Raw genomic sequence first — 13,902 nt, forward strand, 5'->3', positions numbered from 1 at the left:
CCACAAGCTACTTCCTGCGCGGCGGCGGCACATCCGTACAGGTGCCGTGCGCCACTTCGGCCGCCATGCCGATCGTTTCACCCAGCGTCGGATGCGGGTGGATGGTTTTGCCGATATCGACCGCGTCGCAGCCCATTTCGATGGCCAGACAGACTTCGCCGATCATGTCACCGGCATTGGGGCCGACAATCGCGCCAGCGATCACGCGATGCGTTTCCGCATCGAAAATCAGCTTGGTAAAGCCGTAGTCGGCACCGTTGGCGATGGCTCGGCCGGAAGCAGCCCACGGAAATTTGGCGACTTCGATCTCGCGCCCTTCCTTCTTAGCCTGATCTTCGGTGACGCCAACCCACGCCACTTCGGGGTGGGTATACGCGACGCTCGGGATCACGCTGGCATCGAAGGCCGCCTTGTGACCGGCGGCGACTTCGGCGGCGACGTGCGCTTCATGGACGGCCTTATGCGCCAGCATGGGCTGGCCGACGAGGTCGCCGATGGCAAAGATGTGCGGCACGTTGGTCCGCATCTGCGCATCGACGTTGATGAAACCACGGTCGGTGACCATCACGCCAGCTTTTTCGGCGCCGATCTTGTTGCCGTTCGGCGTCCGGCCGGCGGCTTGCAGGATCATGTCGTAACGCACGGCGTCGGCATTCGGCGCAGCTTCGCCTTCAAATTTGACCCACAGGCCATCTTCCTTGGCATCGACGGCAACCGTTTTGGTCTTCAGCATGATCTTGTCGAAGCGGCTGGTGTTCTGCTTTTCCCAGACCTTGACCGCATCGCGGTCCGGCCCTTGCATCAGGCCGTCCATCATTTCGACGACGTCCACTTTGGCACCCAGAGTCGAATAGACCGTGGCCATTTCCAGGCCGATGATGCCACCGCCGATGACCAGCATTTTTTTCGGTACGAAGCGCAGTTCCAGCGCGCCGGTAGAATCGACGATGCGCGGGTCCTTCGGGATGAAGGGCAGGTGCATGGCGGCCGAACCGGCAGCAATGATGCACTTCTGGAACTTGATTATCTTCTTGACGCCGGTCTTTTCCTGGCTGCTGCCAGTGGTTTCTTCGACTTCGATGTGGCGTGGGTCGATGAAAGAACCATAGCCGCGCACGATGTCGACCTTGCGGCCCTTGGCCATGCCGGCCAGACCGCCGGTCAGCTTGCCGACCACCTTGTCCTTGTGGGCGCGCAGCTTGTCGATATCGACCTGCGGTGCGGCAAAAGTGACGCCGAGATCGTTGGCGTGCACGGCTTCCTCGATGACTGCCGCGACATGCAGCAGCGCCTTGGACGGAATGCAGCCGACGTTCAGACAAACGCCGCCGAGCGTCGCGTAACGCTCGACGATGATCGTCTTCATGCCGAGGTCGGCTGAACGGAAGGCGGCGGAATAGCCACCGGGGCCGGCGCCGAGGACGAGCATCTCGCACTCGAGGTCGGCACCGCCGGCGTGGCTGGCGGCAACCGGCGCTGGTGCTGCGGTCGACTCGGTTTTTGGTGCATTTTCCACGTTGACCGTGACAGCCGCTCCAGCTTCCACCTTGATCAGCACTACACCTTCGCTGACCTTGGACCCTACCTGGATCAAAACCTCCCTGACCACGCCGTCGACCGTCGACGGCACATCCATCGTCGCCTTGTCGGATTCCAGTGTGGCAATGGCGTCGTCCACCTTGATCGCATCGCCGGCCTTGACGAACAGATCGATGACCGGCACTTCGGAGAAATCGCCGATGTCGGGGACTTTGACTTCAATAAGTTGACTCATCGCGTTCCCCTCAGACGATCATGCGACGCATGTCGGCCAGCAGTTCGGCGACATAGACATTGAAGCGGGTGGCCAGCGCGCCGTCGATGACGCGGTGGTCGGCGGTCAGCGATAGCGGCAGGGTCAGGCGCGGCACGAATTGCTTGCCGTCCCAGACCGGCTTCATCGCCGAACGATTAACCCCGAGGATGGCGACTTCCGGCGCATTGACGATCGGCGCGAAGTAGGTGCCGCCGATGCCGCCGACACTGGAAATCGTGAAGCAGGCACCGGACATGTCGGCAGGCTTGAGCTTGCCGTCGCGTGCTTGCCTGGCCAGTTCGCCGGTTTCCCGAGCAATCTCGAAAACGCCCTTCTGGTCGGCATTCTTGACAACCGGGACGACGAGGCCATTCGGCGTGTCGGCGGCGAAGCCGATGTTGAAATACTTTTTCAGCACCAGATTGTCGCCATCAAGCGAAGCGTTGAATTCCGGATAACGCTGCATCGCCTTGACGCAGGCCTTGATCAGGAAGGCGAGCATGGTCAGCTTGTTGCCGGTCTTCTCGTTTTCCTTGTTGAGCAACACGCGGAAAGCTTCGAGGTCGGTGATGTCGGCATCTTCGTGATAAGTCACGGCCGGGATCATCACCCAGTTGCGCGACAGGTTCTGGCCGGAAATCTTCTTGATCCGTGACAGCGGCTTGATTTCGACCTCACCGAACCTGGCGAAATCGACCTTTGGCCACGGCAGCAGATCGAGGACTCCGCCACCGACCACGCCGCCAGTCGCCGAGGCAACCGGCCCGGAAATCGCACCAGTCATCACGCCCTTGACGTACTTGGTCAGGTCTTCCTTGACGATGCGGTTCTTCGGGCCGCTGGCGCTTACCTTCGAGAGGTCGACCCCAAGTTGGCGGGCATAGGCGCGGACCGATGGCGAAGCATGGACCTTGCTGCCGGCCGGCAGGGCCGGCGCCAGCGCAGCCGGAGCGGCTGCAACAGGTGCGGCGACCGGCGCTGCTGCACCGGGAACTGCAGCGGCGGCTTGCGCTGCGGCCGCCGGGGCACCTGTTTCGACCTTGATCAGCACGGCACCTTCGCTGACCTTGGAGCCGAGCTGGATCAGGACTTCCTTGACGACACCGGAAACGGTGGAGGGCACATCCATCGTCGCCTTGTCGGATTCCAGCGTGGCAATGGCGTCGTCCACCCTGATATTGTCGCCAACCTTGACGAACAGATCGATGACCGGCACGTCGGAAAAGTCGCCAATATCCGGTACCGTGACTTCAACAAGCGCGCCGCCCACCGGAGCAGCGACCGCAGCAGCCGACGGTGTTTTTGGCGCATTTTCCGGGTTGACCGCAACAGTGGCGGCAACCGCAGCCCCCGTTTCCACCTTGATCAGCACACTGCCTTCGCCGACCTTGGAACCGAGTTGGACGAGGACTTCCTTGACCACGCCGGCGACAGTGGACGGCACATCCATCGTCGCCTTGTCGGATTCCAGCGTGACGATCGCATCATCGACCGCAATGCTGTCGCCGACCTTGACAAACAGTTCGATGACCGGGACTTCCGGGAAATCGCCGATATCGGGAACCTTGACTTCAATGATCTGGCTCATGTCGTCTCTCCCCCTCAAACCGACAGCGGGTTGGGCTTGTTCGGGTCAAGCTTGTACTTGACCAAGGCAGCGGCAACTTTCTCACGGGCAATTTCGCCGCTATCGGCCAATGCCTTCAGGGCAGCCAGCGTCACCCAGTGACGATCGACCTCGAAGAAATGGCGCAGCTTCTCGCGCGTGTCGGAGCGGCCGAAGCCGTCGGTGCCGAGCGTCACATACGGTGCCTTGACGAAGGGGCGGATCTGCTCGGAGTACAGCTTGATGTAGTCGGTGGCGGCGACGACCGGACCCTTGGCGCCCGCCAATTTTTGCTCGACGTGCGACAGCTTCGGCGCTTCCAGCGGGTGCAGCATGTTCCAGCGGTGCACATCCTGGCCATTGCGCACCAGTTCGTTGAAACCCGGGCAGCCCCAGAGATCAGCCTCGACGCCCCAGTCCTGCTTGAGCAGTTCGGCGGCGGCGATGACTTCACGGAAGATGGTGCCGGAACCGAGCAACTGCACGCGCGGGCCGGCGGCGTCGCTCCCCTTCCGGAAGGAATACATCCCCTTGATGATGTCGGCTTCGGCACCCACCGGCATTTCCGGATGCTCGTAATTCTCGTTCATCACGGTAATGTAGTAGAAAACGTCTTCCTGCTCGACGTGCATGCGGCGCATGCCATCCTGGGCGATGACGGCGACTTCGTACTGGAAGGTCGGGTCGTAGGAAACGCAGTTCGGGATCAGATTGGCGAGGATCAGGCTGTGCCCGTCCTCATGTTGCAGGCCTTCGCCGTTCAGCGTCGTGCGCCCGGCGGTCCCGCCGATCAGGAAGCCGCGGGAGCGCTGGTCGCCGGCCGCCCAGCACAGGTCCAGGGTGCGCTGCAGGCCGAACATCGAGTAGCAGATGTAGAACGGAATGGTCTGTACGTTATGCACGGAATAAGCCGTCGCGGCGGCGATCCAGTCGCTCATCGCACCGGCTTCGTTGATCCCCTCCTGGAGTACCTGGCCGGTCTTCGACTCCTTGTAGAACATCAGCTGGTCATGGTCTTCCGGCACATAGTTCTGGCCTTGCTGGTTCCAGATCCCGACCGAGCGGAACATGCCTTCCATGCCGAAGGTGCGTGATTCGTCCGGCACGATGGGCACGACATGGCGACCAATCTGCTTGTCCTTGAGCAGCATGTTCATGATGCGGACGATGGCCATCGTCGTCGACAATTCGCGGCCTTCACCGGAGGCCTTGAGCAGTGCGGCAAAGGTCTCGAGCGGCGGAATGGCCAGCGCCTCGGCCTTGCGGCGGCGTTGTGGCAGGAAGCCGCCGAGGTCCATGCGGCGCTGGCGCATGTACTTGTATTCCTCGGAGTCTTCCGGGAAGGTCAGGTAGGGCAGCTTTTCCAGTTGATCGTCCGCTACCGGCAGGCTGAAGCGATCGCGGAAGCGGCCGACCTGCTGAGTGTCGAGCTTTTTCTGTTGGTGTGAGATGTTCATCGCCTCGCCGGCCTGGCCCATGCCGAAGCCCTTGATGGTCTTGGCCAGGATCAGGGTCGGCGCGCCCTTGGTCTTGATGGCGCGGTCATAGGCAGCAAAGATTTTGAAGATGTCGTGGCCGCCGCGGTTCAGTTGCCAGACTTCGTCGTCGGTCCAGTCGGCAACTAGTTCACGCAGTTCCGGCGTATTGAAGAAGTGCTCGCGCACGTAGGCACCGTTCTTGGCCTTGAAAGTCTGGTATTCGCCATCGACGCATTCCATCATGCGGCGCTTCAGGATGCTCTTCTTGTCGCGGGAGAACAGCGCATCCCAGTGGGTGCCCCAGATCAGCTTGATAACGTTCCAGCCGGCCCCGCGGAATTCGGATTCCATTTCCTGGATGATCTTGCCGTTGCCGCGCACCGGGCCGTCCAGGCGCTGCAGGTTGCAGTTGATGACGAAAATCAGGTTGTCCAGCTTTTCGCGGCCAGCCATGCCGATCGCGCCGAGCGATTCAACCTCGTCGGTCTCGCCATCGCCGAGGAAGGCCCAGACCTTGCGATCACCGGCCTTGGCCAGTCCGCGCGAGTCGAGGTACTTCATGAAGCGGGCCTGGTAGATGGCCTGGATCGGGCCAAGGCCCATGGAGACGGTCGGGAACTGCCAGAAATCCGGCATCAGCCACGGATGCGGATAGGACGAAATGCCCTTGCCGCCGGTTTCCTGGCGGAAGTGATCCATCTGCTCCTCGGTCAGGCGGCCGAGCATGAAAGCGCGCGAGTAAACACCCGGTATGGAGTGGCCCTGGAAGAAGATCAGGTCGCCGCCGGACGGGTCATTGATGCTGCGCCAGAAATGCGAAAAACCGACGTCGTATAGTGCAGCAGCCGAGGCGAAGGAGGCGATGTGGCCGCCGACGTTGGTGTCCTTGTTGGCGCGAACGACCATCGCCATGGCGTTCCAGCGGATGTAGGAGTGAATCTTGATTTCCATGTCCGCGTTGCCCGGGTACTTGGGCTGATGCTCGGCCGGAATGGTGTTGATGTATTCGGTATTGGCCGAATACGGAATATCGATACCGTCCTCGCGCGCCTGCCCGATCAGCTTCTCGATCAGAAAATGGGCACGATCGGCACCTTCTTGTGCGATGACGCCTTCCAGTGCCTCCATCCATTCACTGGTTTCCTGGGGGTCTGCATCCATGGGGGCGGGCTGTGGATTTTGCTGGTCGGCCATTGTTCGTCTCCAAAGTCGGTTTCGGTCATGTCATGCCTGTTGCGCACGACAACTTTAACGCCAATTGTGTCGCGTCGGGTCCGAATCGCAAACCCGTATTTACACCTAGTTATTTTTTGCATTGTAGAATGAAAATCGTATCGTGCAATAACGTCGATTCCGTCCGCAGGGAACAAACAATCTGTCCGGACTTGTGGCAAGTGATCTGTCGGGCTTCCATCTTTCTCCAGTGGGTGGCGAACGACGCCGGCGGAGTTGTTTCAGGAGATCTGGAAGACGCGATTTGAAGAAGTGTGAGAAGGGTGGCGGATGTCCGCATGCGCGCCCAGGTAGTGCGGTGAGGGTGCCGAGACGCGTCAATCCGATGACCACGTCGTCGAGTCACGCAATTCAAGCGATAGTGGGCGCTTTGAAAGGATGCGGAAAGGCAGGCCGGATGCCCCAGAAGATGGGTCACCGGACCTGCCTGTAGAATCCTGCCGGTAGTCTATCCGGCCTTTTTCTCGTCGCCTTCCGTCAGCATTGTGGTTGCTGGCGACCCCGTCCGCTTTCTTGCTGCCGGCTTTGCGGTATCTGCGACGGGGTTTGCCGGCGTCCGCATGGGTCGGGCTCGTGCTGGCTTTTCAGGCAGCGCGGTCTTTTCAGGGGCTGTTTTTCTTGCCGCAACCGGTTTTCTCGTTGTCGTCGCCCGCGTTGTCCGGGACTTTGCCGTGGCTGCCGCCGGCTCTTCCGGCAGGGCGTCGGCAGCAGCGAGGATTTCCTCCCAGGCATCCTGCATGCAGGCGGTGAAGAAGTCCGGATCGGGGAGCATGCTGCGGCACGAGACGACGGAAACCCACATGACACCGTTGTAGCTGACGCCGGTAATGTTGAGCCCCACGCCGTCGGTCGGTATGCTCACCGGGTAGTAGCACATGGCCTTGGCGCCGGCCATGTACAGCGGCCTTTCCGGACCGCGGACGTTCGAGACGGTCATGTTCAGTGTCGGAATCAGTACCCGGTTGACGATCAGGCTGCCGACGGCTGACGGCAGGGTATCCAGGAGATTCTTGAGCATTTCCGGGCCGAGCAGTTCGGCCTGCTCCTTGCCGGCCTGTGCCTCATGGTGCGCGGCCTTCAGCCGTGCCAGCGGGTCGGCGATGTCGGAACGGACCTTGACGGCTGCCGCGCTGACCGCATTTCCACCGGCTGACCCGTCGCTGTGCAGAGCCATCGGCATCAGACAGGCGAGCGAGCGCTCGGGCAACTCGTTCTTGCTCAGCAGGTATTTGCGCACCGCTCCGCCAGCGACCGCCAGAAAGATGTCGTTGAGCGTGGCGCCCCGCACTCTGGCGCGGACGCGCTTGATCCGGGAGAGGGGCATCCCGAAACCGTCAACCACGCGGTGGGCGGATACGGCTTGATTGAAGCGTGTCTTCGGCGCCGGCGCCAGGATAAAGCCGTTACCGCCGCGTGAATCTCCCTTCGCTACCCGCAGCAAGTCGCCAACGGCCCCGCGCCCATGTACGGCAACCTTGGCCGCGATCTCGACGGATAGTTTGCCGGCCGTCACCACGCGATTGATTCCGTTGATCACGGCGCGCGAGGCCAACTCGACCGCCGACGGATCACGATCGGCATAGACTGTTCCGGTTTCGGTGTCCGACATGTCGGTGGCCGGCGTTTCCGAATGCATCCGCGTTCCGAGACGGATGCCGGCCATGCCATCGAGTGAGGCATGATGGAACTTCATGAACATTGCAAAGGATCCGGGCGGCAGCTTGGGAATGTTGTCCAGTCCCTCGATCACGTAGGCCTCCCACATCGGGCGCGAGCGATCGAGCGGACGTGAATGCAGGCGTGCCACCTGAATCATCAGCTGACGCCAGTCCCCCGGCTTGGGCAGCGCAATGTGGCGGACGTGAAATTCGAGGTCTACCTCGCTTTCCTCGACCCAGTAGGGGCGATCAATGCCGAGCGGTGGGGCGACCAGGCGCTGGCGAAAGATCGGGTCGATCGACATGCGATCAGCGAAGTGCTTGAGAATGTCCTTGTAGCGGACCTTGCCTCCAGGCGCGGTCGAAACGTCATATATGGTGAGACTCGCGACGTGGTTGAGACGTTCTTGTCCTCCTGTACCAGGAAGAGGTTGTCCGACCCGCTCAGCTGCTTCATGCCCTTGCTCCCATAATTCCGTTTTCGCGACTTTCCCGCCGTCGACCGCAACTGTTGTCGGTCAAGGCAGGGTTATATCGCAATCCAGGCGCTCGGGCCGAAGTAAACCTCGAAGAAGCGCCCGAGGATCGATTTGGACACCGTGAAGTCGCCATGATGACGACCGTGACCATCACACCCTCGCACGCCGGGTCGCCGAACTCGGCGCCGACGGCGGCGGGAATGCCGATACCGGGCATGCCGAGTTCGAGAATGCCGTGGAACGATCGATGACGGACGCGTGGACGGCAGGGTTGCGGCTGCTCACAGCGATTACATCGCGCCATGGACGAAATATGTGGCGCCACGGCCGAGTGCGGTGAGGAAAGGGTGAAGTTCCGGGCACTGCGGACCGGAAACGAAAATGATGCCTCCATTGGCCAGAGCGCGGACCGGTCGTTTCTTACCGGATGTCGCCGCAGAAGATGTCGATGTTCCGGTCCTGCGGGCTGGTGCGGACGACGATCGAATAGTCGCCGCTGCGCAGCGCTTCCAGCGGCGTCGCTGCTGTCCTTCTCAGCCTCCAGCCTCCTATTTCGGAGAAGGTGGTCACCGTGCTGTTCATCTCGAAGGCCGGTCGGGATCCCTGACTGCCGCAAAATCCGGGGTAGATGAAGGCAAAAAGCTGTGGCATCCGCGAAACCCCGAGCGGGAGGGGACCGCTGAGGAAGATTCTGACATCGGTTACCTTGCCCCGCGCCACCAGGGTGGCCTGGGCGACTGCCCCAAGATTTTGCTGGCCCGGCCGCAACGGGACATTGAGCGTCCCCCTGTCGCCATTGGGGGTTGCGCAGGCGGAGAGGATCCCCGCGAGGGTGACGCAAAGAAGTCCAGTCTTCAACTTCATGACCTTCTCCGGGAATTCTTCCTTGAACGATCATTGTATGCCGAAGCCGACTGAGGGCAATGATTTCCCGGGACGGGTCCTGACCATGATGCATGTCGGACCGGAACCTCACGACTGGTCGCGGCCCGACCGAGGGGTACCGTTTGAGTTCCAATATCGCCTCGAAGCGCGCAGTGTCGGGGGCAATGAAGAAATGATCCGCAAGAGGGTGGCCGCGGCGGCGATCCCGGAAAACGGGCGGCCTCTCGCCTAGGGTGTGTTGACAATCACTCCGATAGATGACCATGGCATTGATCGGCGAAATCCTCGTTTACAGTCAATGAGTTACAAGGGGGCTGTTCACAGAGGTTGATATAGGGTCATATCCTGACTTTTGGGTGGCGTCAGGATGATGGTACGTTTGTGGTTGCGTGATGATCAGTTTGAGCGGATAGCGTCCCTGTTGCCGGGTAAAGCCAGCGACCCGGGGTGCACGGCGGCCGATAATCGACAGTTCGTTGAAGCGGTTTTGTGGATTGCTCGCACGGGTAGTCCGTGGCGTGACCTGCCATGCCCATTCGGGCCGTGGAATAGTGTCTATCAACGATTTGCTCGCTGGTCGCGGCGTGGTGTCTGGCATCGCATCTTCACCCAGTTGGCGCAGGACGCAGATTTCGAAGAGGTGTTCATCGACAGCACCATCGTTCGCGCCCATCAACATGCCGCCGGTGCACCAAAAAAAACGGTGGCCAGGCGCTTGGGCGATCACGGGGCGGACTGAGCACCAAGATTCACGCCCTGGTTGAAGGCTTGGGGTCACTCGCCCGCTTTCGTCTCACCGGTGGAGAAGCCGGTGACAGCCCTCAAGCGCTGCCCCTGTTGGGCGATCTGTTGCCCGACTCGCTGAGTGCGGACAAAGCCTACGACACAGACGCGATCATCGAGCATCTTGCTGCGAATGAGATTCAAGCGGTCATCCCTCCCAAAAGCAATCGTATTGTCCAGCGTAGTTTCGATCAGCACCTTTACAAAAATCGCAACCTGGTAGAACGCTTCTTCTGCCGGATCAAGCAGTTCCGACGCATCGCCACGCGCTATGACAAACTCGCCGAACGCTTCGCTTCCTTCGTCGCCCTCGCCGCAGCTTTCATCTGGCTCACGTGATTGTCAACACACCCTAGGACAGCGAACGCTGCTTGCGGGGAATCCGGTTGTTGATCTCGCGCAACAACTGGATCAGGCAGAACGCATTGTGCGCCAGCAGAGGCTTTCCGGTGCTGAGCAGGGCGACCGCGATGTCGCGATCGGGATCAGCCCAGGCCAAAATGTTGATCAACCCGAGATGTCCGAAGGCGTTGCCCGTGTGCGGGCCGAAAAGACCGAACGGCTCGCCGCCGAGCATCATCCCCGCCGAGTAACGCAGGGGCACCTTCAACGTGTTGTCCAGTTGATGCGGTGAGGTTTCCCACGTCGCCCGGTGGGCAGCCAGTTTGCCGATGATCTGCCGTTCCCCGTGGCGGCCGTCATCGAGCAGCATCTGGAAGAAACGCCCGGTCTCCTCGGCAGTGGCGATCATGTTGCTGGCCGGAACCGGTTCGGAGAAGAAAGCGTAGTTGTTGACGAAATCACGGTCATTTTCGACGTCCAGGCCGAGGAACTGACGGAAATAGGTGCGGAATGGCTGCGGAACCCTGGCGCCGGCAAACCGGTCGCGCGCCATCAGGTCGAATTCCTTGGGCGTGGCACCATAGTCGAAATACCGGAACTGCATCGGCTTCTTGAAATTGTCATGCCAGTAGCTGCGGATAGAGTGTCCGGTCACGCGCTCGAGGATGGCCTGCAGGATGGTCCCACCGGTGATGGCATGGTAGGCCTGCTTGCGACCATGAACATCCGTCGGTTCGGCTTCGCAGACCAGTTTGAGCAGGGTCTCGTGGTGAACCAGTTTCTCAAGCGAAATTTCGCACCGGATACCGGGAACACCACCGCGGTGCGAGAGAATCTGCAGGATGGTCAATCTGTCCTTGCCGTGCTTGGCGAACTCGGGAAGGTAATGGGCGACCGGGTCGAGCAGGTTGACGTGGCCGTCGTCGGCCAGTTTGTGGATCAGGATGGCGGTTATCGCCTTGCTCGCCGAGTACAGGCAGGCTGGCGTTCCGGTGCTGACCGGCTCCGGAATGTCCGGACCACCCGGTTCGCCGAAGCCGCGGGCATGACCTATTGCCCGGTTCAGCACGATCTTGCCGTGTCGGCGAATACAGAGCATCAGCGCCGGGTAGTAGCCGGTGCAGTAGAGATCCTCGGCGCGGGACCAGATCGCGCCGACATCATCCTGCGTCATCCCGACCGACCCGGGAGCGAGTTCACCGATCCGGTCGACATCGGTCACCGCCCCGAGGTCCGCGGGGACCGGCAAAGTCCGCAAGACGCGCTGGCCGATGCGCGAATTGGCCGTGCGACGGTTCATCCCGCGGGTGATGCCTGAAATGGAGAGGGGCATGGGAGCAGTCAGGGAAGGAGAAGCGCGACCATCCTAGACCGATCATGAAGCCGCGTCTTGACAGGGGGTTCTAAAAGCGAACCCGCGTGTTCGGCATGCCGGCTTGATGCAGCCTGAAAGGATGAAAGCCCCGGACCGGGGGAGTCCGAGGCTTCCAAGACGGCCACCTGAAGGAGGGGGAGGGGGAGGTGGGCCGCCAGGCTGAATCATCAGCGCATACGTAGAAGATAGGGGCGCATGCCGGGAAATTCAAGTGACGGAATGCAACGATATGTTGATGTCGTGTACGGAATGTATTCACGCGCCATCCAGCCGCCCCGGATACCCGGCAGGCGCGCGCTCAAACCACCGTTGCGCTCGTGCCAGTTGCCCGGCCAGTCGAAACAACGTCGCGTCGCTGCCGAACTTGGTGACGAACTGCACCCCAACCGGCAATCCGTCGCCATTCCACTGCAATGGCACCGACATCGCTGGCAGTCCAGTGGCGTTGAACAGCGGCGTAAACGGAACGTAATCGAACGTCTTGTCCGCGACCGAGCGAAGAACACCGAGCGCATGCAACAGCCAGCCGGCGTTGAGTCGATTGACGATGCGGAGGAGGCGACTCTCGCCGGCCGACGGCTGGAGCGAGCCGATCACCGTCGGCGGTGTTGCCAAAGTGGGTGTCAGCAGCACGTCGTACTGATCGAAAAAGGGCGCCAGCGACCGTGCCGCAAGTTGCAGCGTGCGGACGGCATTCACATAAGTGGCGGCCTTGACGGTATGACCGATAAGGGCAAGTCTCCAGGTTACCGTCTCGAATTGACCGGCATGAAGCGAGCGCCCGGCAGGCCGCGCGAAGTTCTCGAACTCGGCCCGCAGTTCGCGAGCGATGACGGTGATGAAGGCCAAGGCGCAAGCCTCGCAGTCAAGCGGTGGGGCGGCTTCTTCGACGTGGTGCCCCCTAGTGACGCGAGCAGCCTGGCGCTCGCTTCCATGGTGGCCAGGCAATCGGGATGGACGGGATGTCCGCCAAGGAGGGGTTTGCCGGCAAACGCGACGCGCAGCGGACCCGGTGTGTTTCCGATCTCGTAAAGGGAGGGTCGGATCGGCCCGAGTGCGGCATAATGGGCGCCATGCTCGACCCTTGTGGTGGCGTCAAGCATGGTGGCGCTGTCGCGAACCGAGCGGGTGATCTCGTGTTCGATAGCATAGCCGCGCCAGAGTTCGCCGAATTCGGGTCCGGTCGATGTCATGCCGCGGTTCGGCTTGAAGCCGAACAGGCCGCAGCACGATGCGGGAATCCTGATCGAGCCGCCGCTGGCCATCGGCACCATGTGCGCAGCTACCGCCGCCGCCGAGCCGCCGCCGGAGCCTCCCGACGAGTACCGAAGCAACCACGGGTTGCGGGTCGGACCGAAGGCGTCGGGCTCGGTATAGGGCGTCAGACCGAATTCCTGTGTGTCCGTGCGGCCAATGATGACTAGGCCGGCGGCACGGAAGCGGCGCACCAGTTCGCTGTCGCGCGGCACGGGCAGCGCGGCGAGCAGGCGGTTGCCGCACCGGGTCGGCTCGCTGGCGATGCTGGCGATCAGGTCCTTCAGCAGGAAGGGGACGCCGGCAGACGGCGCGTTGGTGCTCACCCGCGCGGATTCGCTTCGTGCCTGTTCGTAGCGTTTGCGAATGACGGCGCTCGCGGTTCGGTTGTGCCGCTCGATCTGCGCGATCGCCGCATCCAGGAATTTCACCGAACCCACCTCGCCGCGTCGGATCAGGGCAGCCAGGTCGAGACCGTCATGCCCTGTGCATTCGAGCGGAGCCATCATCGCCGTCAGCGATCGCGGGGTGGATCGGCTTTGCATATTGCCCGGATCGCCTGACCAACCACTTGCCCAAGTTCCTGCTCCTGGTGTTGTTCATGTGTCCGCGCATGCGGGGGTCGAGGTTCCGGCGGTGGTCGCGCGCGGGTACCTGCCCATCCCGCAACGGAGGAATGACGCTGCTGAAGCTGGCTGCGCCAGTCGGGCGGTTGTCGAGGACGATCTGGCGGTTCCGGGTCACGATTTTATCGCGCGCCCCGCGCCGGACACCTCAAGATATTCAAGGATGACACAGGCTTCGCTGATACACCCGTGCTCCGTTTCCAGGCGGGGAACCTTGTCGTGCGGACTCTTGGAAAGGAATTCCGGGCTCTGGTCGAGGATGGTCAGCACGTAGTCGAGGGGAAGCCATTTCGCCCGCAGCGCCAGATTGACCATATTCACGTAATTGCTGACGCGAAATCCGTAAAGCTTCAGCATGTTCGTCTCTCATTGCTTCAAGGATGCAGTC

General features: G+C 61.5%; 8 protein-coding genes and 1 pseudogene. 1 reads left to right on the plus strand and 8 read right to left on the minus strand.

Features of this window, described 5'->3' with window-relative positions; genetic code table 11:
* Positions 1 to 7 precede the first annotated feature (7 nt).
* From lpdA to IPP03_15220, 5 genes are all read right to left on the minus strand, one after another.
* A complete protein-coding gene (lpdA, locus tag IPP03_15200; GenBank protein MBL0353926.1) occupies positions 8 to 1,774 on the minus strand; it encodes a dihydrolipoyl dehydrogenase in 1,767 nt (588 codons plus the stop codon).
* Between the two features lie 10 nt (positions 1,775 to 1,784).
* On the minus strand, positions 1,785 to 3,383 hold the full coding sequence (gene aceF, locus IPP03_15205) for a dihydrolipoyllysine-residue acetyltransferase (GenBank protein MBL0353927.1): 1,599 nt from the start codon (positions 3,381 to 3,383) through the stop codon (positions 1,785 to 1,787).
* Between the two features lie 14 nt (positions 3,384 to 3,397).
* The gene (aceE, locus tag IPP03_15210) at positions 3,398 to 6,073 is read right to left on the minus strand and encodes a pyruvate dehydrogenase (acetyl-transferring), homodimeric type (GenBank protein ID MBL0353928.1); all 2,676 of its coding nucleotides are present in this window, start codon (positions 6,071 to 6,073) and stop codon (positions 3,398 to 3,400) included.
* A 487-nt stretch (positions 6,074 to 6,560) separates the two neighbouring features.
* Positions 6,561 to 8,147: a wax ester/triacylglycerol synthase family O-acyltransferase gene (locus tag IPP03_15215; protein MBL0353929.1), complete on the minus strand. Its 1,587-nt coding sequence runs from the start codon at positions 8,145 to 8,147 to the stop codon at positions 6,561 to 6,563.
* A gap of 522 nt (positions 8,148 to 8,669) precedes the next feature.
* The gene (locus tag IPP03_15220) at positions 8,670 to 9,113 is read right to left on the minus strand and encodes a hypothetical protein (GenBank protein MBL0353930.1); all 444 of its coding nucleotides are present in this window, start codon (positions 9,111 to 9,113) and stop codon (positions 8,670 to 8,672) included.
* Between the two features lie 391 nt (positions 9,114 to 9,504).
* Here IPP03_15220 and IPP03_15225 point away from each other — a divergent pair.
* A protein-coding gene (locus IPP03_15225) for an IS5 family transposase (GenBank protein MBL0353931.1) occupies positions 9,505 to 10,256 on the plus strand; the annotation gives its coding sequence in 2 pieces (ribosomal slippage) (positions 9,505 to 9,826 and positions 9,826 to 10,256; 753 coding nt in all).
* Between the two features lie 13 nt (positions 10,257 to 10,269).
* On the opposite strand, the gene IPP03_15230 is transcribed toward IPP03_15225, so the two are convergent.
* The 3 genes and pseudogenes from IPP03_15230 to IPP03_15240 form a co-directional block, all read right to left on the minus strand.
* Entirely contained in the window at positions 10,270 to 11,559 is a 1,290-nt protein-coding gene (locus tag IPP03_15230; protein MBL0353932.1) for a beta-lactamase family protein, read from the minus strand.
* 330 nt (positions 11,560 to 11,889) lie between these two features.
* A pseudogene (locus IPP03_15235) lies at positions 11,890 to 13,394 on the minus strand (amidase).
* A 234-nt stretch (positions 13,395 to 13,628) separates the two neighbouring features.
* Positions 13,629 to 13,871: a glutathione S-transferase N-terminal domain-containing protein gene (locus IPP03_15240; GenBank protein ID MBL0353933.1), complete on the minus strand. Its 243-nt coding sequence runs from the start codon at positions 13,869 to 13,871 to the stop codon at positions 13,629 to 13,631.
* Positions 13,872 to 13,902 lie beyond the last annotated feature (31 nt).

This window comes from Candidatus Dechloromonas phosphoritropha, assembly GCA_016722705.1.
GTDB classification, from domain to species: Bacteria; Pseudomonadota; Gammaproteobacteria; order Burkholderiales; family Rhodocyclaceae; genus Azonexus; species Azonexus phosphoritrophus.

Coding starts and splice junctions, on each gene's coding strand:
- lpdA (MBL0353926.1), bottom strand. CDS start 1,774: ATGAGTCAACTTATTGAAGTCAAAGTCCCCGACATCGGCGATTTCTCC.
- aceF (MBL0353927.1), bottom strand. CDS start 3,383: ATGAGCCAGATCATTGAAGTCAAGGTTCCCGATATCGGCGATTTCCCG.
- aceE (MBL0353928.1), bottom strand. CDS start 6,073: ATGGCCGACCAGCAAAATCCACAGCCCGCCCCCATGGATGCAGACCCC.
- IPP03_15220 (MBL0353930.1), bottom strand. CDS start 9,113: ATGAAGTTGAAGACTGGACTTCTTTGCGTCACCCTCGCGGGGATCCTC.
- IPP03_15230 (MBL0353932.1), bottom strand. CDS start 11,559: ATGAACCGTCGCACGGCCAATTCGCGCATCGGCCAGCGCGTCTTGCGG.
- IPP03_15240 (MBL0353933.1), bottom strand. CDS start 13,871: ATGCTGAAGCTTTACGGATTTCGCGTCAGCAATTACGTGAATATGGTC.